The sequence below is a fragment of the Rhodothermales bacterium genome, assembly GCA_039944855.1.
Taxonomy (GTDB): Bacteria; Bacteroidota; Rhodothermia; order Rhodothermales; family JANQRZ01; genus JBBSMX01.
In genome coordinates this window covers 17754-41441 of sequence record JBDUXZ010000019.1, presented here as the reverse complement: position 1 = coordinate 41441, position 23688 = coordinate 17754, and the positions used below count along the sequence as shown (strand labels likewise).

The following is a 23688-nucleotide window of genomic DNA, read 5'->3' as shown; positions in this document are numbered from 1 at the left end:
AAGGGGGAGGGGCGAGCGCGGCCTAGTAGTGGCGGCGCTTGCGGGCGTTGCGCATCGCCTTCTCCTTGGCGAGGCGGCGCTCCTCGGAGGGCTTCACGAAAGCCATGTTGCCGCGGTAGATGCGCAGGATGCGGCTACGGTTCACGGCGCGCTTGAAGCGGCGCAGGGCGCGGTCGATGGATTCCTTATCACGAACTTTGATGCCTACGGACAACGTGACCTCCGAGTGGGTGCAGGGTGAACAATTGAGAGCTTCCTAAAATAGCACGCGCGCGGGCCGATGGCAACGCTTGCGCGCTTAGAGACATTGAAAACGGAACGAAGGTGCGGGGTGTTCCATCGGCCGTGATGGGAGGGGTGCCCTGACGCGCGAGCCGCCGCTATCTTCGGGCTCCTTCCACCGCATCATCCTCGCCTGTGCGCATCGTCCTCGCCACCCGCAACCCCGGCAAAGTCGCCGAGCTCCGCGCCCTCCTCGCCGATCTCCCCGTCGACCTCATCAGCGCCGCCGAAGTAGAGGGCGCGCCCGAGGTAGAAGAGGACGCGCCGACGCTCAGAGGCAACGCCCGGAAGAAAGCTGAAGCGCTGCATGCCCACACCGGCCTGCCGTCGCTCGCCGACGACACCGGGCTCGAAGTCGACGCGCTCGACGGGGCGCCCGGCGTCCACTCCGCCCGCTTCGCCGGCCCCGAGGCGGATGCCGAAGCGAATCGCGCCCGTCTCCTCCGCGACCTCACCGGTGCCGACGACCGAGCGGCCCGCTTTCGCACCGTGCTCGCTTTTGCCGACGGCGACGATGTGCGGTGCTTCGACGGCGTCTGCGAGGGGCAGATCACGGAGGCTGAGCGCGGCGAAGGCGGCTTCGGATACGATGCTTTGTTCGAGCCCGAGGGCGAGACGCGGACGTTCGCCGAGATGCCGGCCGAGGCTAAGAACCAGATCAGCCACCGAGGTCGCGCGCTCCGGGCGTTCGAAGCGTGGCTGCACGGCCGCCTGTCGGAGACGCAGTAGCCATTCCTCGAGACGCAGCATGCTGCGTCTCTACGGGCACCGCGGTCAGGCAGCCGTCGGTCCTTCTCTCGTTTCGCTCTTGTCCTCTTTCGACTCGCACCGATGGTGGCCCTCGTACAACGTGTTTCTGAAGCGAGCGTCACCGTCGACGGCGACGTGACCGGGGCGATCGGGCCGGGCCTGCTCGTCCTCCTCGGCGTGCACCGCGACGACACCGACGCCGAACTGGCGTGGGTCGTCAACAAAGTCGCCAACCTCCGCATCTTCCCCGACGACGAGGGGCGCATGAACCGCTCGCTCCTCGACACCGGCGGCGAGGCGCTTGTCGTCTCACAGTTCACGCTCTACGGCGACACGCGTAAGGGCAACCGGCCGTCGTTCGTAGAATCGGCTCCGCCGGAGCAGGCGGAGGCGCTCTACGAAGCGTTCGTCGCGGCGCTCGGCGACCTCCTCGGCCGGTCGGTGCCGACGGGCGTCTTCGGCGCGCACATGGACGTGCGGCTGGCGAACGACGGCCCGGTGACGCTGTGGGTGGAGCGGCGGCGCGAGGTGTAGCTCACGGCTCGATCTCTTCGACGTAGACCCGCGCCACGCTGCCGCCGTCGAAGAGGACGAGGAGGACGAGGCCGGGCGCGCCGTCGCGGACGGTTTCGTACGAGCGGCGGCGGTACGGATTCGGGTAGAGTTGGGCGCCGAGGCGACCGTCGCTCATCCGGTTGAAGAAGAGGACGAGCGGGCGCTGCTGCCGCATCGAGAGGAGGGGGAGGGCGTCGTCGGTGACCGGCGTGAAGCGGTCGGCGGTGGCGAGGCCGGCGAGGGAGTCGCGGACGGCGGCGAGGCGGTCGGGCGAGGCGGTCGGGCCGTCGGCCTGGAGCACGGCCGGGGCGAGGAGGGCGTAGTCTGTCGGGACGAGCTCGGAGGAGACTTCGATCGCCATCGGTTCCGACGGGTCGAGGTGCTTCGCGGCGAAGGCCTGCACGGCGGGGTGGACGCGGAGCGCGGCGTAGGCCCGCTCGTAATGCGGGTCGAGCCCGGCCTCGGCGGGGGCCGGCGGCGGCGGACCCGGCTTCGGCCCGCTGCACCCCGTGGCGACGAGGAGGCCGAGCAGCGCGAGAGTGCGGAGGGAGGAGATCACGGAGCGAGAGGCGTTAGAGGAGGAGAGCGCCTTCGTGGCGGAGGAGCCATTGCTTCGTCGGGATGCCCGATGCGAAGCCCGTCAGCCCGCCGTCCGCGCCGAGCACGCGGTGGCAGGGGACGACGAGGCGAACGGGGTTCTGCCCGACGGCCGCGCCCGCCGCCTGATACCCCTGCGGCGCGCCTGCCGCGTCGGCGAGCTCGCTGTACGTCACCGTCTGCCCGAACGGGATCCGCAGCAGCCGGTCCCACACGGCGCGCTGAAACGGCGTGCCGCGCAGGTCGAGCCGCAGCTCGAACCTGGTTCGCGCGCCCTTCCAGTATGCGTCGATCTGCTCGATCACGTCAAGGTTCGGTTCGGGGTGGGGGCGGATCTGATCGGGGGCGAAGTGGTCGTGGAGCCAGACGGTGAAGTGGGCTTCGGTCTCCTCCGGGAGCGTCAGCCGGCAGAGGCCCGCGCGCGTCGACGCGGCGAAGGCCGTGCCGAGCGGGGTCGTGAACGGCGTCCAGTAGACGGCTTCGGGGCGGAGGTCGGGCATCGGGTGGCGGCGGTAAAGGTGACGGTTTTGTCGGGCGGGCGCAAGGGCAATATGCGGCATCCGACCGTGACATGTGCGAGCGGTTCGTACCACCCGATGAATGGAGGGTGCATCGAGCCGACGCACCGCCGCCGCAGGTGATAACGGGACCTGTATCTTCGCTCTCCTCTCCACCGCTCGCTCCCGACCACCATGATCCGACTCCTCCTGCTCGCCCTTCTCACGCTGCCCGCCGTCGCGGCGCAGGCGCAGCCCACCGTGCTCCACAACGCCACGATTTACACCGTCGATCCGGCGCAGCCTACGGCCGAGGCGCTCGCGTTCGACGGCGGACAGATCCTCGCCGTCGGCTCCGAGGCCGACGTGCTCGCGGCCTACCCCGACGCCCGGCGCCTCGACGCCGAAGGCCGCACCGTTGTCCCCGGCCTCATCGACGCGCACGCCCACCTGATGAATCTCGGGGCGTCGCTGCTGCAGGCCGACCTCGTGGGAACGGTCTCGAAAGCGGATGTCGTCGAGCGTTTGCAACGCTTCGCGCTCACGCTCCCCGACAGCGCGTGGGTGACGGGGCGCGGCTGGGACCAGAACGACTGGGGTGGCGACGGCGCGTTCCCCACCGCCGCCGATCTCGACGCCGCCTTCCCCGACCGGCCTGTGTGGATCCGCCGCATCGACGGGCACGCCGCGTGGGCGAACTCGGCCGCGCTCGCGCTCGTGGACAGCCTCGATGCGATGCCCGATCCCGAGGGGGGGCGCATCGTCCGCGATGCTGATGGCCGCCCGACGGGCGTGTTCGTCGACGCCGCGATGCCGCTCGTCGGAGGCCTCATCCCGCCGCCGACGGAGGTGGAGCGGCAGCTTCGGATGGAGCGCGCCCTCGCCGAGACGGCACGCTACGGCCTCACCGGCGTGCACGAAGCAGGCGTCGACCTCCCGACAATCTCGCTCTACCTCGCCGCCGCCGACGTCGGGCAGTTTCCGATCCGGCTCTACGCGATGATCGGCGGGGCGGGCGAGACGCTGGACCACTTCTGCGAGACCGGCCCGCTCGTCGACTACGCCGGGCGGCTCACCGTCCGCTCCGTCAAGCTGTACATGGACGGCGCGCTCGGCAGCCGGGGCGCGGCTCTTCTCGAAGACTACAGCGACGACCCCGGCAACGCGGGGCTCCTCGTCACCCCGCCCGATGCGTTCGGCGGGATCGTGGAGCGGGCGATGCGCTGCGATCTGCAGGTGAACACCCACGCCATCGGCGACCGCGCCAACCGGATCGTGCTCGACACCTACGAGCGCGCGATCGCGGCGACGGGCGGCGGGCCGGGCCGCCACCGCATCGAGCACGCTCAAATCGTCGTGACGCCGGACGACATCGCCCGCTTCGCCCCGCTCGGCATCATCGCCTCGATGCAGCCGACGCACGCGACGAGCGACATGCCGTGGGCCGAGGCCCGCGTCGGGCCGGCCCGCATTGAGGGCGGGTACGCGTGGCGGACGTTCCTCGACAGCGGCGCTCGCCTCGCGCTCGGCTCCGACTTCCCCGTCGAGCAGGTCAGCCCGCTCCTCGGGTTCTACGCCGCCATCACCCGGCAGGACGCCGAGCAGCGGCCCGACGGCGGGTGGTTCCCCGATCAGCGCCTCACGCGGGCCGAGGCCCTCCGCGGCTTCACCCTCGACGCCGCCTACGCCGCGTTCATGGAGGACGCGGTCGGCTCGCTCGAACCGGGCAAGCGCGCCGATTTCGTCGTGCTCTCCCGCGACATCATGACCGTGCCCGCGCCCGAGATTCTGGAGACCGACGTCGTGGCGACCTTCCTCGACGGCGCGCCGATCTACGGCGGGCTGTAGCGGAACCGAAGCGCAGCGACATAAGAGAAGCCCTCGCGCCGGCAGCCTTACGGGGCTGGGCGCGAGGGCTTTGCTGACGACAGGCTTGCGTCGACCGAGGCGTCAGAGGTGATCCGTGGTGGTGGGTGACACGCGGGGGCTCAGGTCGTGTGTCGCACGGACGGGACGCTCGGTTCCGCTGGGCTCAGCGCTGGTCGTCAGTGGGGAGGCTCTGGTCGGCGGAGGTGTCCGCGTCGTCCATCATCTCCTTGTCCATGTGCTCTTCGTGCATCTCCTCATCCATCATGTCGTCGTCCATCGGGGCATCAGCTTCGGGGAGGAGGACGGTGTCGATTACGTGGATGACGCCGTTCGAAGCCTGCACGTCGGCTTCAGTGATCGCGGCGCCGTTCACGGTGAGGCCGGCGTCGGAGGCGTAGAACGTGAGGTCGCTACCCTGCACCGAGGGGGCGGCGTCGAGCGCAGCGGCGTCCTCCGAGGAGGCGGCGCCGACTAGCACGTGGTAGCGGAGGATGCCGGTGAGCTGCTCGGGCGTCAGCCCTTCGAGCGTGCCGGCGGGCAGCTTCGCGAACGCGGCGTCGGTGGGGGCGAAGAGGGTAAACGCCTCGCCGGACGCGAGGGCCGCGTCGAGGCCGGTGGAGCGGAGGGCGTCGACGAGGATCGTGAAGTCGCCCCGATCGACGAGGGTGGTGACGATGTCTTCCTGGGCGGCCTGGGCCTGAAGCTCGGCGGCGTCGCCCTGGGCGAGGCTGACGGGGGCGGCGAGCAGCAGGGCAAGCAGCGCGGCGAGGGGGAACGTGGTGGGTTTCATAGAAGCAGGGGAAGTCGTGCGTGGTGGGCGAACGCTGGGGTGGGGGGGCGCTGGCCGGGACCCGGCGAGCGAGTGGTCCCATCCTACGCCGCCGTCCGCTGTCTCTCCATGAGCATAGCCTGAGCGTTAGCTGATGAAAGCCAGCGTATCGGCTCAGAAAAGCTATTTTTATGGGATCCGAGATCATCGGGAGAAATACTCTGCGATTGTTTGGGCGCGGCGCATCCGTGTCGTTCCTTCCAATGGGGCACGGAACAGCCCCCACGGGTTCCTGTTCGAAATGGATGGAGTAACGAGGTGGGCGCCGACACGCGGCGTGCCCCAAGATTGAGCGCCAAGGATGAGTGAGCGGACGACGCCGGGAGGGCCGGCTTTCCAGTTCAAAGTGGGCGACTGGCTGGTCGCCCCGCGCGGGAATCGGCTGGCCGGTCCCGAGGGGGACGTCCGCCTGGAGCCGAAGGTGATGGAGGTGCTCACGTGCCTCGCCGCCCGGCCCGGCCGCACCGTGACGAAGGAGGAGTTCATGGACCAGGTGTGGACCGGCACCGTCGTCTCGGACGACGTGCTCGCCCGCTGCATCTCGGAGCTACGGAAGGTCTTCGGCGACAACCCCCGCTCGCCGGACTACATCGAGACGATTCGGAAGTCCGGCTACCGCCTCATCGCGCCCGTCACCGAACCCATCGCTCACGCCGAGCCCGAGGCCCCGGTCGCCGCCGCGCCGGAGCCGGAGTCCGTGCCCGAGCCGGATGTGGCGCCGCCCGTCGAGCCGGCCCCGACCGTCGGCGTGCGGGACGTAGCGATGGCGGCGTCCCCGCTCGCTCTAGACGAGCCCGAGGTCGCCGTGCTGGAGGCGGAGCCGGACGAGGTCGTGCCCACACCGGATTCCTACGAGCCCGCGCTGCCCGTTCCCGTGCACGCGTCGGCGCGGTCGAAATGGCACGAGACGCTGCGCTGGGCTGGGATTGCGGCGGCCGTCGTGGTGGTGGCGCTCGTCGTCGGGCTCTTCGCGTTGCGGGGCGAGGCTGACGGTCCACTCGCCACGGTGCCGTTCACGAGCTTCCCCGGTCAAGAGGCGGAGCCCGCGTTCTCCCCGAACGGCGAGCAGATCGCGTTCACGTGGGAGGGGACGGAGGGCGGTGCGGCCGACATCTACGTCAAGCAGCCCGGCGCCGAGACCCCGCTCCAACTCACCGACACGCCCGACGACGAGTGGAGCCCGGCGTGGTCGCCGGACGGCCTCCGCATCGCGTTCGTCCGCGCCACCGAGAGCGGCGCCCACGCCGTCGTTGTCGTCCCGGCGATCGGCGGGGGCGAGCGGACGCTCGTCGAGTTCGAAGGCCGCGAGGTGTCGGGCATCGCGTGGGCGCCCGATGGCGAGACGCTCGCGCTCTCGGCGCAGGCCGCCCCGGCCGAGCCGTTCAGCCTGTTCCTCCTCTCCGCTGAGACGCTCGACATGCGGCGACTCACGGAGCCGGACCTCGTCGAAGGCGGCGATGTCAGCCCGTCGTTCTCGCCTGACGGCGGGCGCGTGGCGTTCGTGCGCGGCTCGAACCGGGGCGGCGAGGACCTCTTCGTCGTGCCCGCGCGCGGCGGCGAGCCGGGCCGGCTTACGCAGGGCGAGCGCGAGATCGTCGGGATCGACTGGACGCCGGACGGGCAGGACCTCGTCTTCGCCTCGCGGCGGCGCGAGGGGTCGGGGCTGTGGCGGGTCGCCGTGGCGGGCGGCGCGCCCGAGTGGATCGCGATGGCGGGGGAGGGCGAGGGCGTGCAGCGGCCGTCGGTGGCGCGGCGCGGGCGGCGGCTGACCTACGAGCAGCGCTCGGCCGACGCCAACATCTGGGCCATCCGGCAGGGCCGCTTCGAGCGCGCCCCGCTCATCCGCTCGACGCGGTGGGACTCCAACCCGCAGTTCGCCCCGGACGGCGCGCGCATTGCCTTCGCCTCTGACCGATCCGGTAGTCCCGAGGTGTGGGTCGTAAACGACGAGGGGATCGACCCCATCCAACTCACCGACTTCGGCGGCCCGCCCGTCGCCACGCCGCGCTGGGCGCCCGACGGCCGGCAGATCGCGTTCGGCGCGCGCGTCGACGGGAATGCGGACATCTACGTCATCGACGCGAACGGCGGCGCGCCCGTGCGGCTGACCGAGCACGAGGCCTCGGACGTCGCCCCGAGCTGGTCGCAGGACTCGACGACGGTCTACTTCTCCTCGAACCGCAGCGGGACGTGGGAGGTCTGGCGGATGCCGGCGAGCGGTGGGACGCCCGCGCGCGTGACATACCACGGCGGCTACAACGCGTTCGAGTCGCCGGACGGGCGCATCCTCTACTACGCGAAAAAGGGCGAGCCCGGCCTCTGGCGACGCGGGGCCGACGACGAGGAGGAGACGCTCGTGCTCGGCGCGCTCGAACCGTTCGACTGGGGTAACTGGGCCGTCACCGACGCCGGCATCTACTTCATCCGCCGCGAAGCGACCGGCCCGACGATCCGCTTCTACAGCTTCCTCTCCGGCCGCTCCTCGCCCATCGCCTCGCTCGATGACGTGCCCGATCAGCCGAGCCTCGCCGTCTCGCCCGACGGCCGCGTACTGCTCTACACCCACGTCGACCGCAACGAGAGCGACATCGTCCTCGTCGAGGACTTCCAATAGGCCGCCATGCCTTCGGACCTGCTGACGGACCGCTTCGGCCGCCGCCACACCTACCTCCGCGTCTCGCTCACCGGGCGGTGCAACCTCCGCTGCCGGTACTGCATGCCCGCCGAGGGCGTCGCGCTCACGCCCCGCGACGGCCTGCTGACGACGGACGAGATCGCCCGCCTCGCCCGGATCTTCGTCGCGGCCGGCGTCGACAAAATCCGGCTGACGGGCGGCGAGCCGCTCGTGCGGAAAGACATCGAGGAGGTGGCCGACGCGCTCGGCGCGCTGCCGGGGCTGCGGGTGCTCGCGCTCACGACGAACGGGCTCCTCCTCGACCGGAAGCTCGACGGGCTCCACCGCGCCGGGCTCACCCACCTCAACCTCTCGCTTGACACGCTCCGCGCCGACCGCTTCGAGTCGCTCACGCTCCGCCCCGGTCTGGACCGCGTGCTCGCCGCGCTCGACCTCGCGCTCGCCTACGGCTACGCCGACGACACGCTGAAGGTCAACTGTGTCGTCATGCGCGGGGTGAACGACGACGAGGTCGAGGACTTCGTGGCGCTCACCGAGGCGAGGCCCATCGAAGTCCGGTTCATCGAGTTCATGCCGTTCGGCGGGAACGAATGGGCGAGAGACCGGCTCGTCCCGTACCGCGAGCTCCTCGACCGGATCGGCGCGCGGTTCGCGCTGGAGCGGGTGGCGGACGGGCCGACGGAGACGGCGAAGACGTACCGCGTCGCCAGGCACGCGGGCCGGATCGGCTTCATCACGTCGATGACGACGCCGTTCTGCGACGGCTGCAACCGCCTCCGCCTCACCGCCGACGGCGCGCTCAAAGTCTGTCTCTTCGGCCGGGCCGAGGTCTCCCTCCGGGACCCGATGCGTGCGGGCGCGAGCGACGACGAGTTGCGGGCGACGATCCGCGCCGCCGTCCTCCGCAAAGCCGCCGCCCACGACGGCATCGCCGAGATCGCCGACGCCGCCCGGCGCGACGAGAACCGCCCGATGATCCTGATCGGTGGGTGATGGGTGACCACGGAGTGAGCCGGAAGTGGAGAGCGGATACGTTGCACGGCTCGCCTGCGGAGTGCTAGCTTCCGGCCGCGTGCGCTCCCTGCGAAGACCTGGTGAGCGCGGCACCGATGCGCGGCTCCACCGTACTAGCGCGCACGCTACGACCCCAACCCTACCACGCCGATGCCGATGCCCGAAGCCGAATCCCTCACCCTCAGCCACCTCGACGACGAAGGCCGCGCTCGCATGGTCGACATCAGCGCGAAGTCCGCGACGGTGCGCACGGCCGTGGCGCGGGGCCGTGTGCTCATCGGCGAGGAGGCGTTCCGGCTCGTGCAGGAGAACCGCATCCGGAAGGGTGACGTGCTGAGCGTGGCGCAGGTCGCCGGCATCCTCGGCGCGAAGCAGACGAGCCGCCTCATCCCGCTCTGCCACGACGTCCTCCTCGAAGGCGTCGACCTCGACCTCGAACTCAACGAGGACGTCTTCGCGATCGACGTCCGCGCCTTCGTCAAGACGACGGGGCCGACGGGCGTGGAGATGGAAGCGCTCACCGCCGTGAGTGTCGCCGCGCTGACGATCTACGACATGTGCAAGTCGGTCTCGAAGGACATCGCGATCACCGACACGCACCTCCTCGCCAAGACCGGCGGGCAGAGCGGCGACTACCGCCGCAGCGGATGAGGAGTTAGTCCTCCAGCTTCGCAGACTGCAGCGGTCCCTCGGATTTTGACAGGCCCTCGATTATGCCTCGCGTCTCCGAGTTCTACGGCATCGCCATCTACCTCTACTACGCTGACCACAATCCGCCGCACTTCCGCGCTGTCTATGGAGGGCAGCAGGCGGAGGTCGACATCCGTACCGGTGAGGTCTTGGTTGGCGCGCTACCGAAGCGGGCGCTCCGCCTCGTTCGGGAGTGGGCGGAGGCGTACCGGGACGAGCTCCTAGAGGATTGGGAACGTGCTCGGCAGGGCCAGACGTTGAACCCGATCCCTCCCCTCGCGTAGCCCCCTCCCAAACCCTTAGCCTGATGGCCGACGTCCTCCGCATCGTTGACGCCGACGCGTTCGGTGGTCACCGACTCCACCTCCTCTTCAGCACAGGCGAGCGCCGCACCGTAGATGCTCTGCCTCTCGTGGAGCGTGTGGGTGGTCCCGTCTTCGAGCCGTTGCGTGATCCGGTCTACTTCAGCCGGGTGAGTGTAGACCCGGTCTGTGGTACGGTGGTCTGGCCGAACGGGGCCGACCTTGCCCCATCGGCGCTCTACGATCTCGAAGAGGTAGGCGCTGTGCCGGCAACTAGCTGATCTTCCCTCGCGATCCCTCGCCGCGCTGACGGTTACGACATGTGCAAGTCGGTCTCGAAGGACATCGCGATCACCGACACCCACCTCCTCGCCAAAATCGGCGGCCAGAGCGGCGACTACCGTCGCAGCGGATGACCGAGACCGACTGTCAGTTTCTAGGTGGGTAGGGATGTGCAAGCGGCAAAGGGAAAGCTGGGGCATACTGTCGAACCCACATCGGGAAGAGAACAACGGGCGGAACGCATCATGTCTTTACCGGAAAAGGCCACGTGCGAGCAAGGGCGAGCATGGCTTGGAACTGCCGACTGAATTCGTTATTCCTAGGCGCGTTGTCCACATGTGTCTCGAACTCTTCAATCGTACCCGAGAAGCGGTCTTCGCGACGGCGCTGGCCAGTGAAGACGTAGCCATCGCCGGTGATGGTGTAATACAAGCCGTTGGGTCCCATCGGCCCGAGACACAGGTAATCGCGCGTAGAATCAATGACCGTGAGACCAGCGAGTACCGTCCGGCCAGAGACGACACCGCCCTGGAGGTGCGCGGCTTCCCTAACCCAGGCCTCTCCCGTTACTCCACTCTTGCCAAAGACCTTTGCGTTGTCTTGGATTTCAGTGCTGCCATTGACCCTTGCGTGCCCATACACCTCGGCCGAGCCATACACTCTGCTGTTACCATGCACTTGGGCGTAGCCGTAGATCCTCGCGCTGTGGTAGAGCGTAGCGTAACCGAAAACATTGGCAGAGCCGAAGACCTTGGCACTGCCAGAAACTTTGACGCTGTCGTAGACACTGCCATAACCGGAGATCTTGGCCGACTGGTATACCTTGGCCTCACCACCAACTCTAGCTGATTCGTAGACGCGGGCTTCGTCACATACTCGGGCCTTGTTATACACCCGGGCGTCGCCGAAGACCCTGGCCGAGTCGGAGACGTGAGCTTCGTCGTAGACTTGGGCCTCGTCGTATATCCAGGCGATGCCGTCTTGTGCAAGATTACCTTCGGAGGACACATAGCCTCCTAGATCTCCGGCGCGAACGAACTCCTCTGCGCGGATAGCAGCACCTCTCAGCCGTGAAGAAAACGGAATATCTCGGACGGCCTGGATTTGATGGAGGTCGGGTCTCCTGTAATGAGGTTTGTCTGTAATGATGTATTTCATGGCTACAGAGAGGTCTGCGAATGAGCGTCATCGATCTTCAGAGAGAGTCTAAAGAACGAGTGGCATTCCGCGGCATGCGCATTTGAAACCTATCGCGCTCCGTGCGTACCCTTAGCTCTCACCCAGATCCCTATTCGCATGGACGCATTATTCGCTACCGGCGGCGTGCTCGTCATTCTGCTCGTCGTCGCGTTTCTCATCCTCCTGCTCTACTTCGTCCCGGTCCGGCTGTGGGTCTCGGCGATCTCGGCAGGCGTCCCGCTCCGCCTGCTCGACCTCGTCGGGATGCGGCTGCGGACGGTGCCGCCGGCGCGCATCGTTAACCCGCTCATCACGGCGCACAAGGCCGGCGTCCCCGTCACGACGAGCCAGCTCGAAGCGCACTACCTCGCGGGCGGCCACGTCCAGCAGGTCGTCAACGCGCTGATCTCAGCCGATAAGGCGAACATCGACCTCACGTTCGAGCGCGCGACGGCCATCGACCTCGCCGGGCGTGACGTGTTCGAGGCGGTGCAGGTGTCGGTCAATCCCAAAGTCATCGAGACGCCGCCCGTCTCGGCCGTGGCGAAGGACGGCATCCAGGTCCGCGCGATCGCCCGCGTCACGGTCCGCGCCAACATCGAGCGGCTCGTCGGCGGCGCGGGCGAGGAGACGATCATCGCCCGCGTCGGCGAGGGCATCGTGAGCACGATCGGCTCGGCGGACACGCACGCGCAGGTGCTCGAAAACCCGGATAACATCTCGAAGACCGTCCTTGCAAAAGGGCTCGACAGCGGGACCGCGTTCGAAATCCTCTCGATCGACATCGCGGATGTGGACGTGGGCGAGAACATCGGCGCGAAGCTGCAGACCGACCAGGCCGAGGCCGACTTGCAGGTGGCCCGCGCGAAGGCCGAGGAGCGCCGCGCCGCCGCCGTCGCGCTGGAGCAGGAGATGCGCGCCGCGGTGCAGGAGCAACGCGCTCGCCTCGTCGCCGCCGAGGCCGAGATTCCGCAGGCCATCGCCGAGGCCTTCCGCAAGGGCAACCTCGGGGTGATGGACTACTACAACCTCCGCAACGTGCAGGCCGACACGCAGATGCGCCGCTCGATTGGCGGCGAGGAGACGTCCGGCTCCAGCGCCGAATAGCCCGCCTCCGCTCTCGACACCGCCGTAGGGGCGACGCATGCGTCGCCCCTACCCATTTCCCCCATCTATGTCCGCCGACCTCCGCGCCGCCCGCGTCACCGCCTTCGCCTCGCTCGGCGTGCTCAGCACGACGCAGGACCTCGTCCGCGCCGTGCTCCCGAGCCTGACCGACGCCGCGAGCCCCGACCTCGTCGCCGAAGAAACCCTCGCGCTCGTGGCGACGACGACGGCGCGCGCCGTCGAGGTCGGGCTGCGGAGCGAGGCCGGGCTCGTCGAAGCCGTCGCCACGACGGTGCTGGAGACGCCGTTCCTCTACCACGACTTCCTGCTCGGAGCCCGGCTCGTGGCCGAGGGCGCGGAGGGCGACGTGGAGGTCGACCAGAGCGTGTACGGCCGGCTCGGGCGGAAGATGGAGTTCTACGGCGTGCACTTCCCCGTCGGCCGCTTCCCCGGTCCGCGCGCGCTCGACGACAAGCTGCCGCTGTGGATGGGCCGCATCTCCCCGCCGAAGCTGCCGACGACGCCCGGCGAGCGGCTCGGCGACACGGGCCTCGTCGATCTCCTCGCCGGCCACCTCCGCCTCGTCCTCGCCTTCGCGCAGCGTGAGGGTGGGGAGACGGCCGAAGGCTAACCCGAGATGGGAGGCGTGCCGCCCGGGTCGAGGCGGCCCGGCGTTTCGCGGACGATCCGCAGCGTGTCGATCCGGTTCGCCGTCGCCTTCAGGATCGTGAAGCGGTAGCCGTCGAGTTCGAACTCCTCGCGCTCCTGCGGGATCGACGAGAGCCGGTCGAGCAGGAGGCCGGCGATGGTGTCGTAGTCGCCCTCGTCGAGCGTTAGCCCGTAGTCCTCGACGAGCGTGTGGACCTCGGTCCGGCCGCTGACGAGGAGCGTGTGCTCGTCGACGCGGCGGACGCCCTCTTCCTCCTCGTCGAACTCGTCGCGGATGTCGCCGAAGAGCTCTTCGAGCAGGTCCTCGACCGAGATCAGCCCGGCCGTCCCGCCGTACTCGTCGATCACGACGGCCATCGACGTACCCTTGGCGAGGAACTCGTAGAGGAGGTCTTTCGCCCGCTTCGACTCCGGTACGAACGGCACGTCGCGCGTGATGTCGGAGAGCTTCGCGGGCCGGAGGAACAGGTCGTGGGCGACGACGACGCCGACGATGCGGTCGATGTTTTCGCGGTACACGGGGAGCCGCGAGAAGCCGGTCTCGACGAAGCGAGCTTGCGCCTCGGCCATCGTCGCGCCCTCCTCGATCCCCTCGACGTCGGTGCGCGGCACCATCGAGTCTTTCACGCGGAGGTGGCGGAGCTCGAACACGTTCGAGAGGATCTCGCTCTCCTCCTCGTCGAGGTCGAGCGTCCCGCTCTCGCGACTCTCGCGGACGACGGCCTCGTAGTCGCTGCGGAGGAACTGCTGGAACGTCTGCGCCTCGACGCCGGTGAGGCGGACGAGGAGCGAGCTCGTCCACCCGGCGACTTTGATGATGGGGAGGAAGAGCCAGTACGTGACCTTGAGCGGGACGGCGCACGCGAAGACGACCTGATCGGCGGGCTCGCGGAAGAGCGACTTCGGGATGATCTCGCCGAAGATGAGGATGACCGTCGAGGCGATGATCGTCTGGAGGATCAGCACCAAGCCCTCGACGGGCGTCTCCGGCCCGAGCAGGCCGAGCAGCGACGACCGCAGGAGGGGATCGAGGTAGAGCGCCATCAGCGCCGAGTAGAGCACGAGCGCGACGTTGTTGCCGACGAGCGTCGTCGTGAGGAAGCGCGCGGGCTCGCGGATGAACTCGCGGACGACGTTCCCGACGAAGCCCTCGCGGTGGGCGCGTACCTCGGCCCGGAGCCGGTTGGCCGTGACGAACGCGATCTCGGAGCCCGAGAAGAACGCGCTCAGCACGATCATCAGCACGATGAGAGCTATCGTCATTCGCTGATTGAGTGAATCGCTGATTGGGTGATTGGGGCACTGAACTCACCCCATCAGTGAATCAGCCAATCACCCAATGAAGGGTTAGCGCCCGCTGAACTCGGGCTTCTGCTTGTTGAGGAAGGCGTGGACGCCCTCGCGGAAGTCATCGGTGCCGCAGGCCTGTCCGAAGAGGGCAGCTTCGAGCTGGAGCCCTTGCGGCTGCGGGAGGTCCACGGCGCGGATCGCGTTGAGCGCCATCGCCACGGCGACGGGCGCCTTCGAGGCAATCTTGACGACGAGCCCCTTCGCGACGCCGAGCAGCGCATCGGCTGTGGCGACGTGGTTGACGAGGCCGATCTCGTAGGCCCGCTGCGCCGTGATCCGGTCGCCCGTGAGGATTAGCTCCGTGGCGATGCCGCGCCCGACGAGGCGGGGGAGCCGCTGCGTCCCGCCGTAGCCGGGGATCAGGCCGAGGTTGACTTCGGGCTGGCCGAACTGCGCGTTCTCGCTCGCCACGCGGAGGTGGCACGCGAGGGCGAGCTCGCACCCGCCGCCGAGCGCGAACCCGTTGACGGCCGCCACGACGGGCTTCGGCATGCCCTCGATGGTGTTGAGCACGGCCTGTCCACGCAGCGCGAACCGGTTCCCTTCGAGCGCGTCGAGCTCGGCGAACTCCTCGATGTCGGCCCCGGCCGCGAACGCTTTGTCGCCCGAGCCGGTGAGCACGACGCCGCGCACGCCGTCGTCGGCGCGGGCCTGCCGGAACGCGCGGTTGAGGTCGCCGAGGAGCTGGATGCTGATGGCGTTGAGCTTGTCGGGCCGGTCGAGCGTGATGACGGCCACGCCGTCGTCGTCGACGTCGTAGCGGAGCGTGGCGTACGGGCTGGCAGGGGATTCCATAGGAAAGGGGAGAGGCGAGAGAGGGACACGATGCATCGTGTCCCTACGGGGAACAGGCGGCCCCGGTCAGTTGCGGAGGCGGTCGCGGGTCGGGCCGGCCGTCGTCGGGTCCTCGAACGTGTCGAGGTCGTCGAGGAGGTCGGTGGGGCGGGCGAAGACCTCTTCGAGCTCGCCGATCGACGCCTGCGTTTCTTCGACCTCGGAGACGAGCGTGTCGAGCTGGAACGAGATCTCCTCCGGGTTCTGCATCGTCAACGACTGCTCGTGGATGTACTTCGTCACGTCCTCGATCGTCTCGAGCTGGGCCTCGATGACGGCGAGGTTCTCGTGCGATTTCTTGAACTTGACGAGGCGCTTTTCGAGGATGTCGAGCCGCTTCTGCTTGATCTGCTGCACCTTCGGCGAGTCGTCGGTCATCTCCTCCCGCAGCCGCGCCATCGCGTTGATGACCTCGTCCTCGGTGGCCTGCTGCGAGAACCGCTCGTAGCGCTCCTTCTGCTGGAGCATGTTGAGGTACGAGTCGAGGAGGTTGTCGATCTTCTTGAGGTGCGATTCGAGCATGCCCTGCGAGGCGTAAGAGAGCTTCTCGTAGTTCTCGCGGACGGCCTTCTCGATGTTGCGGAAGCGGATGTAGCGCTTCTGGCTGGCCTTCGAGAGTTGGCGGAAGACTTCCTTCTCGCTCGGCGGCTTGTTCCGCTCCTCCATCTTGCGCGAGCGGACGACGCGGCGGAACCGCTCCTGCCGGGGCATCATCCCGAGGTAGAGGAGTTCGAGCGCCGCCGCGAAGAGGAGCACGAAGTTGGCGATGCCGGTCCCCGTGAGGACGAACGCCGTGACCATCGCCATGATGAGGAACACGAGGTTCCACGGCGTGAGGAAGGCCTCTTTGGTGTAGTTAATCGGTTCGTCGGCCATAGGTGGGGCTAGTCCCTCTTGGGGTCGCGGCCGAACCGGCCGATCGATCGGGCCGGCGGGGCGTCGTCCGCTCGGCCTGCGTCGGGCTCCCCCGCGGGGTCGGCGTCGTCGGGGCCGGCGGTGGGGCCGATGGTTTTGGCGGGCGGGGCCGAGGGCGCCTCGGTGGTCGGAGCCAGGCGCTCGGTGGGCTGCTGCGCTTCGACGTGCTCCGCGGCGTCGCCGAGCATTTGCGCTTTCATCTGGCGGACGAGGTCGGCGGCGGCGGTCTTCTGCCGCTCGGCCTCGATCCGGGCCATCTCCTCGCGCGTGGCCTCCTGCTTCTCGGCTTCGTCGAGGGCCTCCATCGCGAGCTCGAAGCGGGCCTCGGCGGTGACGTTCTTCTCGGTCACCTTCCGCAGCATCTCCTCGTGCGTCGCGTCGAGCCCGGACGTATCGAGACCCTGCAGCGCACCGAGCACGCCCTGCTTGCGCTTGGCCTCGCGGAGCTGCTGCTTGAGCACGCGGACCTTGCGGAGGTGCGCCTTCTCCTCTTCCTTCAGCCGTTCGAATTCGTCGCGGTCCATGAGAGCGATGGGGTGAGATGGGTAGGGGCGACCGGCCGGTCGCCCCCACGAACGTCTCGGCCTCTTACTACATCGAGTCGCCGGAGGAGGTTCGCTGGCCGGTGCGGCCGGCGGTCTTTTCAGGCGCGGCCTCTTCGCTCTCGGGGATCTGGAGCTCGGGCTCGGCCTGGGCGGCGGCGGGCTCCGTCATCCCCATCTCCAGCTTGAACTGCTTGACGAGCTCGGCCGCCTGAATGGCCTGCGCGTCCTCCTCGATCTGCATCGCCTGCGTGTCGATCGAGTCGAGGGCGAGCTCCATGCGGGCTTCCTGCTTCGCCGTCCGCTCGTTGACACGGTTGATCATCTCGTCGTGCGTCTGGTCGACGCCGGCGACCTCGAACTGCTCCAGCGTATCGGCGATCTTCGCCTGCCACTGCGCGCGTTCGTGGGCGCGGAGGGCTTCCTTCGCCTCGGAGATCTTCTTCTCGCGCTCGCGCATGAACGCCTTCTTGACCTGCAGCGACTTCTCGTAGGCTTGCTCGGCGTACTGGAGCTGTTCGGAGGTGCGGGCCTGCGCCTCTTTGGTCTGCTGGAGGTTGACGGCGTACTGCTGCGCGATGTCGTCACGGCCGGCCTGGATGGCGGCTTTGATCTTCGCGGTGAGGCTCTGGAGTTCGAGCGTGTAGCGCTTGTGCTCCTTCTGGAGCAGCATCGCGTTCGCCTTCACGGTCGCGATGTTCTCGTTCATCTTCGGGACCTGATCGTTGAGCTCGCGCATGTTCTGCTCGAGGATCAGACGGGGGTCCTCCATCGCGGAGATGGCGCCGCCGAAGAGGGACTTGATGAGCCGGGTAAATCGCTTCCACATGGTCGGAGGGGGCAGGACGAAAAGGTGTGGGTTCGGACTAGAAGCTACGAAAAGTAGGGTATGCCGCCGAACGGGCGTCGCCCGCCCGCAGGCGCACCGAGGAGACGCAAGGGGGCCGCTATTGTTGCACCGACGCCCGCTCCCAGCCCTCGCCGTCGTAGCGGTCGAGGAGGAGGGAGCGCGGCTCCGGCGGCGCGTCGGCGAAGGCGAACGCGTCGCGCACGGCGGCCGTGTCCACGCGGCTCGCGTCGCGGGCGAAGACCTGCGCGATCGGCTCGCCCGGCGTCACCGCTTCGCCGGGCTTTTTGAGCAGGACGAACCCGGCGGTCGGGTCTACGGCGTCCTCTTTCTTAGCCCGGCCCGCGCCGAGGCGGACGGCGGCCCACCCGAGCGCGAGCGCGTCGATGTCGGCGACGAAGCCGCGCGCATCGGCGGGCGCTTCGACCGTGGCGACGGGCTGCGCGCCGTCGCGGGCGTCGGGGTCGTCGAGGAGCGACACGTCGCCGCCCTGAGCCTCGACGAGCTCTTTGAACTTCGCGAGCGCGCTGCCGTCGGCGAGGGCGACGGTCGCTTTCGCGTGGCCGTCCTCGAAATCGTCCGCCGCGCCGCCGAGCCAGAGCATCTCGCCCGCGAGCGCGAGCGTGACTTCGAGGAGGTCGTCCACCTCGCCGCCGGCGGGCTCTTCGCCCCGGAGGACGCGGATCGACTCGGCCATCTCGGGCCAGTTGCCAATCGCGCGGCCGAGCGGCACGTCCATCCGCGTCAGCCGCGCGACGGTTGGTTTCCCAAATTCGAGGCCGATGCCGACGAGCGTCTCGGCCAGCTTCCGCGCCTCGGGCTCGGTCTGCATGAACGCGCCGCGCCCGCACTTCACGTCGAGCACGAGCGCGTCGATGCCCTCGGCGAGCTTCTTCGACATGATGCTGGCGGCGATGAACGGGATGAACTCGACGGTCGCCGTCACGTCGCGGAGCGCGTAGAGCTTGCGGTCGGCGGGGGCGATCTCGTCGGTCTGCCCGATCATCACGACGCCGAGCCGGTCGAGCTGCGCGCGGTAGTCGGCGATCGAGAGGTCGGTGCGGAAGCCGGGGAGGCTCTCGAGCTTGTCGAGCGTGCCGCCGGAGTGGCCGAGGCCGCGGCCGGAGATCATCGGGACGGGCACGCCGCAGGCCGCCACGAGCGGGGCGAGGATGACGGAGACCTTGTCGCCGACGCCGCCCGTCGAGTGCTTGTCGACTTTGGTTCCGGCAATGGCGGAGAGGTCGAGCACGTCGCCGGAGTGGAGCATGGCGCGGGTGAGCGCGGCGGTCTCGGCGTCGTCCATCCCGCGGAGGAACGCGGCCATGAGGAACGCGCTCACCTGGTAGTCGGGGATGTCGCCGGCGGTGTAGGCGTCGACGAGGGCGGTGATCTGGTCGGCGGAGAGGGCGCCGCCGTCGCGTTTCGTGCGGATGAGTTCGGCGGTATTCACGCGGCTACGGATCTGCGAATCGGGGGAAGAGGTAGGGGACGTGCTGCCGTAAAAGTAGCCCCGCCATCCCTCGCCCATTGGACGTTCTCATGAAACAGGTCTGGATTACACACGCCGGCGACCCCGACGTACTCGAACTCCGCGAGGCGCCGACGCCCACGCCCGGCCCCGGCGAGGTGCTGATCCGCGTCGAGGCGAGCGGGATCAACTTCGCCGATATCCTCGCGCGGCAGGGGCTCTACCCCGACGCGCCGCCGCTCCCCGCCGTCGTCGGCTACGAGGTGGGCGGCGTCGTGGAGGCGGTGGGGGAGGGCGTGACCGACCTCGCGGAAGGCGACGATATGCTGGCGATGACCCGGTTCGGCGGGTACGCGTCGCACGTCGTCGTGAAAGAGGGGCAGGCGTTTAAGCGTCCAGAGGGGATGACGGCGGCGCTCGGCGCGGCGCTCCCCGTCAACTACCTCACGGCGTTCCAATCGCTCGTGGTGATGGGCGGCATCCGCCACGCGCAGGAGCTCGGCGGGGCGCGGATGCGCGTGCTCGTCCACGGCGCGTCCGGCGGTGTCGGCACGGCCGCCTGCGACATCGGGCAGATCTACGGCGTCGAACTCTTCGGCACTGCGTCGCCCGGCAAGCACGACTACGTCCGCGAGCGCGGCTACGACCACGCGATCGATTACCGGAACGACGACTGGACCGCCGAGGTGATGGACCTCACCGGCGGGCGCGGCGTCGACCTCGTCCTCGACGCCATCGGCGGGAAGCACTGGGCGCAGAGCCTCGACGTGCTCGCGCCCACCGGCAGGCTCGTCGTGTTCGGCATGTCCACGATGACGGGCGGCGGCAAGCTCGGGATGCTGAAGGCGGCGGCGCAGGTGCCGTGGCTGAAGTTCAGCCCGATCTCGCTGATGAACCGCAATCACGGCGTACTCGGCGTCAACGTCGGCCACCTGTGGCACATGGCGGACGAGGTGGCGCAGTGGAGCCGGAAGCTGCTGCGCTACTACGAGCGCGGCGAGATCCGCCCGCACGTGGACCGCGCCTTCCCACTCGCCGAGGCCGCCGCGGCGCACCGCTATATCGAGAGCCGGCAGAACGTGGGGAAGGTGGTGCTGGAGCCGTAGACACGACGAGGCGGCCCGCCGTCTGGCGAGCCGCCTCGAAGGGACGAGTCCCGAAGACTCGGGAAGAGCGCGCGTACTACGCGTTCTCTTCGGTCGTCGCTTCCGTCGCGTCCTCGTTGCCGGCGTTCGGCTTGCCGTAGCGGCGGCGGAATTTCTCGACGCGGCCGGTGGTGTCGACCATCGTCTTCTTGCCGGTGTAGAAGGGGTGGTTCGTCGCGTCCACTTCGGAGTTGAACGTGTCGCCCTTCATCGTCGAACGGGTCTGGTACGTGGTCCCGTCGGCGAGCTTGACGGTGACGAAGTGGTAGTCGGGGTGGATGTCGGTCTTCATGGCTCTCAAAAGGGTAGCTGCGGCGTGGGCAGACACGGAAAATACAGGATCGTCCGCGCCGCGCCAAGTCCCGCGCCTGAGTTCCTTCTGTCTTCGCAAAGGATGGATGAGAGAAGGAGATGGGTTGACTAAGGGGAGTCGCTGGCTTTAATTGGATTAGCTGGGACAGAAGTCGTCACGTAACCCAGACACAGAGCAATCGCTGGAGGATCGATATGCGACCACTATTATTCTGCATGCTCTGGGTAATGATGGCTACACCGCTCAAGGCGCAAGCCTGGGTGACAGTGAACGAGGGTTGGGTTGAGCCTTATGACCCACGGATTTTGGCCTTCATTCGCACTGCCGAAGGAAGGGTGCTTGCCGGCTCGGTGGGCGATGGGCTTTACCAATCTGACGATGAGGGTGGGCTATGGACGCCTGTGGATGCCCCGCTCAGGAGCAATACAGTCTTTGCTCTCGCTGAGAAGCCCGGCGGAGGATTACTCGCTGCGACCTCGACAGGCATCTTCCGTTCGGCAACCGGTGAAACGTGGGAGCGAATGGGAGCAGACATCGGGCGTGCATCAGCGATCACAGCTACGGAGGATGCCATCTTCGCCGCATCGGGCGGCTTCCCGGGCGTGGTCTATCGTTCTGAGGACAGCGGCACAATTTGGGAAGAGGTCTATTCCGTCGATCTACTTGGAGATATAAATATGTCCTTCGGCCCTGACAGGGCTGTATATCTGACATCTAGAACTGGAATCTTCAGGACTCTAGATGGTGGCGACATCTGGAACCAGGTTAGCAATGCGCCGATTGTGAGTCGCGTTTTTTTCATAGGGGGTGCGGCCTACGCCGCGGGAAACCAGAGTGTCTACAGATCTACAGACGGAGGAGCTACGTGGGCTGTGGTCGGTCTCGAAGGTGAACTCATGGGCGACATGGCCGTCACATCGGACGGCTATCTCCTCGCATCGGTCGTGTTTGGCTACGACGTTGAAGCAGGGGTTTACAGGTCTGAGGATGGTGTAACCTGGACTCGGCTCGCAGAACCGGGCGAAGGCATATTCGGAGCCTACGCCCTGTTAGCCGAAGCCGGAGCTGGGACCCACGCATTCGCAGGCACGCTGTCTCACATCTACCGTCTGTCGGAGGGAACGGACGAATGGGTGGAGATGGAGGAGGGGTTCGAGCGTGCGCCCTCTCCGTCTGCGTTCGCTCAGACGGATGCAGGCATTTTTGCCGCGGGGTCCTATCAGGAGTACGGCACCAGAGGCATCTATTTGCTGGGCGAGAACCCCGAGCTATGGGCCGAGACAGGGGGCGAAGGGCTACCCATTGGCGACAATAACCGTCTCCGCGTACTCACAGCGATGTCCAACGGGACGCTCCTGGGCGTAGCCAACGGGGGAACCTATCAGTCGGAGGACGGCGGGGCTACCTGGGAGCTGTCCGGTCTTGGAACTGTGCGCGCGATAGCCTTCGCGGTGACGTCCACAGGGACTGTCGTGGCCGGAGCATCGGGGGGACGAGTCTACCGCTCCGAGGACGAGGAAACGTGGATGCTGACGGCTACTCTGGCCGGCTATATCACCGACGTAGCAGCCGGTCCCGACGAGACCCTGTATGCGGGAATGGTCGGAACGTTCGAGGGCGGTGTCGGCGGCGTGTCCCGCTCGTTCGATGACGGGAGGACGTGGACCTCGACGAGTCTCAACGGAACGAACGTCAATGCGATCATCGTAGACACAGACGGGGCCGTGTACGCAAGCGTGGATGGCTACGAAGGAGATCTAAGCGAGGGGGTTTACCGAAGCGACGACGCTGGGCAAACATGGACGCTGACCGGGCTTGAAGAGCGTGTAAGCGACCTCATTGTGGATGCGAGCGATGCCGTCTTTGCCGCTAGCGGTAGCGTCTACCGGAGCAGTGACGGCGGCCAGACGTGGACGCTCGCCAACGATGGCCTTGAGGAGCGATCCGTATCGGTCCTGTTCATCGACCGAGCGGGGTACCTGTGGGCTGGCACAAACCAGGGTGCTTACCGCAGCGCTGCGCCTCTGCCTGTGAGTGGCGAGATCGAGCCAGAAGGTGCGTTGGCGTTCGCGCTCGCACCGGCTTATCCCAACCCCGCCGCTTCCTCGATGCGTATCCCGTTCGCGCTGTCCGAGGCGGGGCCGGTGACGCTCACCGTTCACGACGTGCTCGGCCGCCGCGTCGCCACGCTCGTGGATGCCGTGCTCCCGGCCGGAGAACAGGAGGTGATGTGGGACGCCGCCGGAGCCGCGAGCGGGGTCTACATCGTCACGCTCCGCGCGGGCGGGCGGACGGCCGCACGGCGGATCGCTGTCGCGCGCTGAGCGACCGGATCGGTCGGGCGAGTATCTTGGCGGCATGCCTGCGTCTGCCTCCCTCGTCTCTGCCGTGTGGCTCGCCGTGTTGCTGGCGAGCACGGGGCGCGAGCGTGCGTCGGAGGAAGATGCGCGGCGTACGGCAGCCCGCATCCGCGACGGAGATCGCACGGCGTTTCGCCGCTTCTTCGATGCCACCCACGCCGACTTCCTCCGCGCGCTCCGCCGCCGGGGACTCGACGCTGCTGCCGCCGAGGACGTGGCGCAGAAAGCGTACGTCTGGCTCTGGGAGCACCGCGACCGCATCGACGAAACCAAGTCGCTCCGGGGCCTGCTCTTCCGCATCGGGCTGACGCGCGGGCTGAACCACCTCCGCGACCACGGCCGCACCGAGTCGCTGCCCGATTTCGAGTTGGCCGGGGAGCGGGAGGGCGATCCGGCCGCGCTCGCCGACCTCCGCCGGGCGCTCGCCGAAGCCGTCGCCGCCCTCCCGGAGCGCCGCCGTGAGACGTTCGCGCTCTGCTTCACCGATGGGCTGACGCACCGCGAGGCGGCCGAAGTAATGGACGTGAGCCCCCGCACCGTAGAGCATCAGATGGCGCACGCGCTGAAGGCGATCCGAGCCCACCTCGCTCCGTTTTTGGACGAGCCGATACCGCGTACGGAAAAAAGTTGAACAGACGAATAGGGGGACGACGG

General features: G+C 68.0%; 24 protein-coding genes and 1 pseudogene. 13 read left to right on the top strand and 12 right to left on the bottom strand.

Annotation, left to right across the window (positions count from 1 at the left end; genetic code table 11):
• Positions 1–22: 22 nt before the first annotated feature.
• Positions 23–214, bottom strand: a complete 192-nt coding sequence (gene rpsU / locus ABJF88_08910; protein ID MEP0547039.1) for a 30S ribosomal protein S21 — start codon at positions 212–214, stop codon at positions 23–25.
• Between the two features lie 203 nt (positions 215–417).
• Between rpsU and rdgB the strand changes: the two genes are divergently transcribed.
• Together rdgB and dtd are read left to right on the top strand one after the other, a co-directional pair.
• Positions 418–1011, top strand: a complete 594-nt coding sequence (gene rdgB / locus ABJF88_08905; GenBank protein ID MEP0547038.1) for an RdgB/HAM1 family non-canonical purine NTP pyrophosphatase — start codon at positions 418–420, stop codon at positions 1009–1011.
• A 102-nt stretch (positions 1012–1113) separates the two neighbouring features.
• Positions 1114–1566 (top strand): D-aminoacyl-tRNA deacylase, encoded by a 453-nt coding sequence (gene dtd / locus ABJF88_08900; protein MEP0547037.1) that lies wholly within the window; start codon positions 1114–1116, stop codon positions 1564–1566.
• Position 1567: 1 nt separating this feature from the next.
• Here the strand turns inward: dtd and ABJF88_08895 are convergent, their stop codons facing one another.
• Positions 1568–2146, bottom strand: coding sequence for a hypothetical protein (locus ABJF88_08895; protein MEP0547036.1), 579 nt, complete (start codon positions 2144–2146; stop codon positions 1568–1570).
• A gap of 13 nt (positions 2147–2159) precedes the next feature.
• Positions 2160–2684: a methylated-DNA--[protein]-cysteine S-methyltransferase gene (locus ABJF88_08890; GenBank protein MEP0547035.1), complete on the bottom strand. Its 525-nt coding sequence runs from the start codon at positions 2682–2684 to the stop codon at positions 2160–2162.
• Positions 2685–2876: 192 nt separating this feature from the next.
• Between ABJF88_08890 and ABJF88_08885 the strand changes: the two genes are divergently transcribed.
• A complete protein-coding gene (locus ABJF88_08885) occupies positions 2877–4529 on the top strand; it encodes an amidohydrolase (GenBank protein MEP0547034.1) in 1653 nt (550 codons plus the stop codon).
• A 184-nt stretch (positions 4530–4713) separates the two neighbouring features.
• Here ABJF88_08885 and ABJF88_08880 read toward each other — a convergent pair whose 3' ends face one another.
• A complete protein-coding gene (locus ABJF88_08880) occupies positions 4714–5340 on the bottom strand; it encodes a fasciclin domain-containing protein (protein MEP0547033.1) in 627 nt (208 codons plus the stop codon).
• A gap of 340 nt (positions 5341–5680) precedes the next feature.
• Between ABJF88_08880 and ABJF88_08875 the strand changes: the two genes are divergently transcribed.
• From ABJF88_08875 to ABJF88_08855, 5 genes and pseudogenes are all read left to right on the top strand, one after another.
• On the top strand, positions 5681–7993 hold the full coding sequence (locus ABJF88_08875) for a winged helix-turn-helix domain-containing protein (GenBank protein MEP0547032.1): 2313 nt from the start codon (positions 5681–5683) through the stop codon (positions 7991–7993).
• 6 nt (positions 7994–7999) lie between these two features.
• Entirely contained in the window at positions 8000–9007 is a 1008-nt protein-coding gene (moaA, locus tag ABJF88_08870; GenBank protein MEP0547031.1) for a GTP 3',8-cyclase MoaA, read from the top strand.
• A 177-nt stretch (positions 9008–9184) separates the two neighbouring features.
• Positions 9185–9679 carry a cyclic pyranopterin monophosphate synthase MoaC gene (moaC, locus tag ABJF88_08865; GenBank protein ID MEP0547030.1) on the top strand — a complete coding sequence of 165 codons (495 nt, stop codon included), beginning with the start codon at positions 9185–9187 and terminating at the stop codon, positions 9677–9679.
• Between the two features lie 62 nt (positions 9680–9741).
• On the top strand, positions 9742–10002 hold the full coding sequence (locus ABJF88_08860) for a DUF4160 domain-containing protein (protein MEP0547029.1): 261 nt from the start codon (positions 9742–9744) through the stop codon (positions 10000–10002).
• Between the two features lie 23 nt (positions 10003–10025).
• A pseudogene (locus ABJF88_08855) lies at positions 10026–10256 on the top strand (DUF2442 domain-containing protein).
• 289 nt (positions 10257–10545) lie between these two features.
• On the opposite strand, the gene ABJF88_08850 reads toward ABJF88_08855, so the two are convergent.
• Positions 10546–11460: a hypothetical protein gene (locus tag ABJF88_08850; protein MEP0547028.1), complete on the bottom strand. Its 915-nt coding sequence runs from the start codon at positions 11458–11460 to the stop codon at positions 10546–10548.
• Between the two features lie 138 nt (positions 11461–11598).
• Here ABJF88_08850 and floA point away from each other — a divergent pair, with 138 nt between their 5' ends.
• On the top strand, positions 11599–12588 hold the full coding sequence (gene floA, locus ABJF88_08845; protein ID MEP0547027.1) for a flotillin-like protein FloA: 990 nt from the start codon (positions 11599–11601) through the stop codon (positions 12586–12588).
• Between the two features lie 67 nt (positions 12589–12655).
• Complete coding sequence (locus tag ABJF88_08840) at positions 12656–13219, top strand: hypothetical protein (protein MEP0547026.1); 564 nt, start codon at positions 12656–12658, stop codon at positions 13217–13219.
• Here ABJF88_08840 and ABJF88_08835 read toward each other — a convergent pair.
• The 6 genes from ABJF88_08835 to ABJF88_08810 all read right to left on the bottom strand — a co-directional run bounded on the left by ABJF88_08835 (position 13216) and on the right by ABJF88_08810 (position 19198).
• Complete coding sequence (locus ABJF88_08835; GenBank protein ID MEP0547025.1) at positions 13216–14520, bottom strand: hemolysin family protein; 1305 nt, start codon at positions 14518–14520, stop codon at positions 13216–13218. The genes ABJF88_08840 and ABJF88_08835 overlap by 4 nt on opposite strands.
• An 84-nt stretch (positions 14521–14604) precedes the next feature.
• Complete coding sequence (locus tag ABJF88_08830; protein ID MEP0547024.1) at positions 14605–15402, bottom strand: enoyl-CoA hydratase-related protein; 798 nt, start codon at positions 15400–15402, stop codon at positions 14605–14607.
• Between the two features lie 66 nt (positions 15403–15468).
• The gene (locus ABJF88_08825; protein ID MEP0547023.1) at positions 15469–16317 is read right to left on the bottom strand and encodes a hypothetical protein; all 849 of its coding nucleotides are present in this window, start codon (positions 16315–16317) and stop codon (positions 15469–15471) included.
• Between the two features lie 8 nt (positions 16318–16325).
• The gene (locus ABJF88_08820; protein ID MEP0547022.1) at positions 16326–16880 is read right to left on the bottom strand and encodes a hypothetical protein; all 555 of its coding nucleotides are present in this window, start codon (positions 16878–16880) and stop codon (positions 16326–16328) included.
• A 67-nt stretch (positions 16881–16947) separates the two neighbouring features.
• Positions 16948–17727 carry a PspA/IM30 family protein gene (locus ABJF88_08815; protein MEP0547021.1) on the bottom strand — a complete coding sequence of 260 codons (780 nt, stop codon included), beginning with the start codon at positions 17725–17727 and terminating at the stop codon, positions 16948–16950.
• Positions 17728–17845: 118 nt separating this feature from the next.
• A complete protein-coding gene (locus ABJF88_08810) occupies positions 17846–19198 on the bottom strand; it encodes a thymidine phosphorylase (GenBank protein MEP0547020.1) in 1353 nt (450 codons plus the stop codon).
• An 89-nt stretch (positions 19199–19287) separates the two neighbouring features.
• On the opposite strand from ABJF88_08810, the gene ABJF88_08805 reads away from it, so the two are divergent.
• Entirely contained in the window at positions 19288–20322 is a 1035-nt protein-coding gene (locus ABJF88_08805) for a zinc-binding dehydrogenase (protein ID MEP0547019.1), read from the top strand.
• 76 nt (positions 20323–20398) lie between these two features.
• Here ABJF88_08805 and rpmE read toward each other — a convergent pair whose 3' ends face one another.
• The gene (rpmE, locus tag ABJF88_08800; protein MEP0547018.1) at positions 20399–20653 is read right to left on the bottom strand and encodes a 50S ribosomal protein L31; all 255 of its coding nucleotides are present in this window, start codon (positions 20651–20653) and stop codon (positions 20399–20401) included.
• Between the two features lie 326 nt (positions 20654–20979).
• Between rpmE and ABJF88_08795 the strand changes: the two genes are divergently transcribed.
• A complete protein-coding gene (locus ABJF88_08795; protein ID MEP0547017.1) occupies positions 20980–22998 on the top strand; it encodes a T9SS type A sorting domain-containing protein in 2019 nt (672 codons plus the stop codon).
• 34 nt (positions 22999–23032) lie between these two features.
• Positions 23033–23665, top strand: a complete 633-nt coding sequence (locus ABJF88_08790; protein ID MEP0547016.1) for a sigma-70 family RNA polymerase sigma factor — start codon at positions 23033–23035, stop codon at positions 23663–23665.
• Positions 23666–23688: the final 23 nt, after the last annotated feature.

Bases quoted from the DNA above. Each gene is read 5' to 3' on its own strand.
- dtd (MEP0547037.1), top strand. From the start codon at position 1,114: ATGGTGGCCCTCGTACAACGTGTTTCTGAAGCGAGCGTCACCGTCGAC.
- ABJF88_08890 (MEP0547035.1), bottom strand. From the start codon at position 2,684: ATGCCCGACCTCCGCCCCGAAGCCGTCTACTGGACGCCGTTCACGACC.
- ABJF88_08885 (MEP0547034.1), top strand. From the start codon at position 2,877: ATGATCCGACTCCTCCTGCTCGCCCTTCTCACGCTGCCCGCCGTCGCG.
- ABJF88_08880 (MEP0547033.1), bottom strand. From the start codon at position 5,340: ATGAAACCCACCACGTTCCCCCTCGCCGCGCTGCTTGCCCTGCTGCTC.
- ABJF88_08875 (MEP0547032.1), top strand. From the start codon at position 5,681: ATGAGTGAGCGGACGACGCCGGGAGGGCCGGCTTTCCAGTTCAAAGTG.
- moaA (MEP0547031.1), top strand. From the start codon at position 8,000: ATGCCTTCGGACCTGCTGACGGACCGCTTCGGCCGCCGCCACACCTAC.
- moaC (MEP0547030.1), top strand. From the start codon at position 9,185: ATGCCCGAAGCCGAATCCCTCACCCTCAGCCACCTCGACGACGAAGGC.
- ABJF88_08860 (MEP0547029.1), top strand. From the start codon at position 9,742: ATGCCTCGCGTCTCCGAGTTCTACGGCATCGCCATCTACCTCTACTAC.
- ABJF88_08850 (MEP0547028.1), bottom strand. From the start codon at position 11,460: ATGAAATACATCATTACAGACAAACCTCATTACAGGAGACCCGACCTC.
- floA (MEP0547027.1), top strand. From the start codon at position 11,599: ATGGACGCATTATTCGCTACCGGCGGCGTGCTCGTCATTCTGCTCGTC.
- ABJF88_08840 (MEP0547026.1), top strand. From the start codon at position 12,656: ATGTCCGCCGACCTCCGCGCCGCCCGCGTCACCGCCTTCGCCTCGCTC.
- ABJF88_08835 (MEP0547025.1), bottom strand. From the start codon at position 14,520: ATGACGATAGCTCTCATCGTGCTGATGATCGTGCTGAGCGCGTTCTTC.
- ABJF88_08830 (MEP0547024.1), bottom strand. From the start codon at position 15,402: ATGGAATCCCCTGCCAGCCCGTACGCCACGCTCCGCTACGACGTCGAC.
- ABJF88_08825 (MEP0547023.1), bottom strand. From the start codon at position 16,317: ATGGCCGACGAACCGATTAACTACACCAAAGAGGCCTTCCTCACGCCG.
- ABJF88_08820 (MEP0547022.1), bottom strand. From the start codon at position 16,880: ATGGACCGCGACGAATTCGAACGGCTGAAGGAAGAGGAGAAGGCGCAC.
- ABJF88_08815 (MEP0547021.1), bottom strand. From the start codon at position 17,727: ATGTGGAAGCGATTTACCCGGCTCATCAAGTCCCTCTTCGGCGGCGCC.
- ABJF88_08805 (MEP0547019.1), top strand. From the start codon at position 19,288: ATGAAACAGGTCTGGATTACACACGCCGGCGACCCCGACGTACTCGAA.
- rpmE (MEP0547018.1), bottom strand. From the start codon at position 20,653: ATGAAGACCGACATCCACCCCGACTACCACTTCGTCACCGTCAAGCTC.
- ABJF88_08790 (MEP0547016.1), top strand. From the start codon at position 23,033: ATGCCTGCGTCTGCCTCCCTCGTCTCTGCCGTGTGGCTCGCCGTGTTG.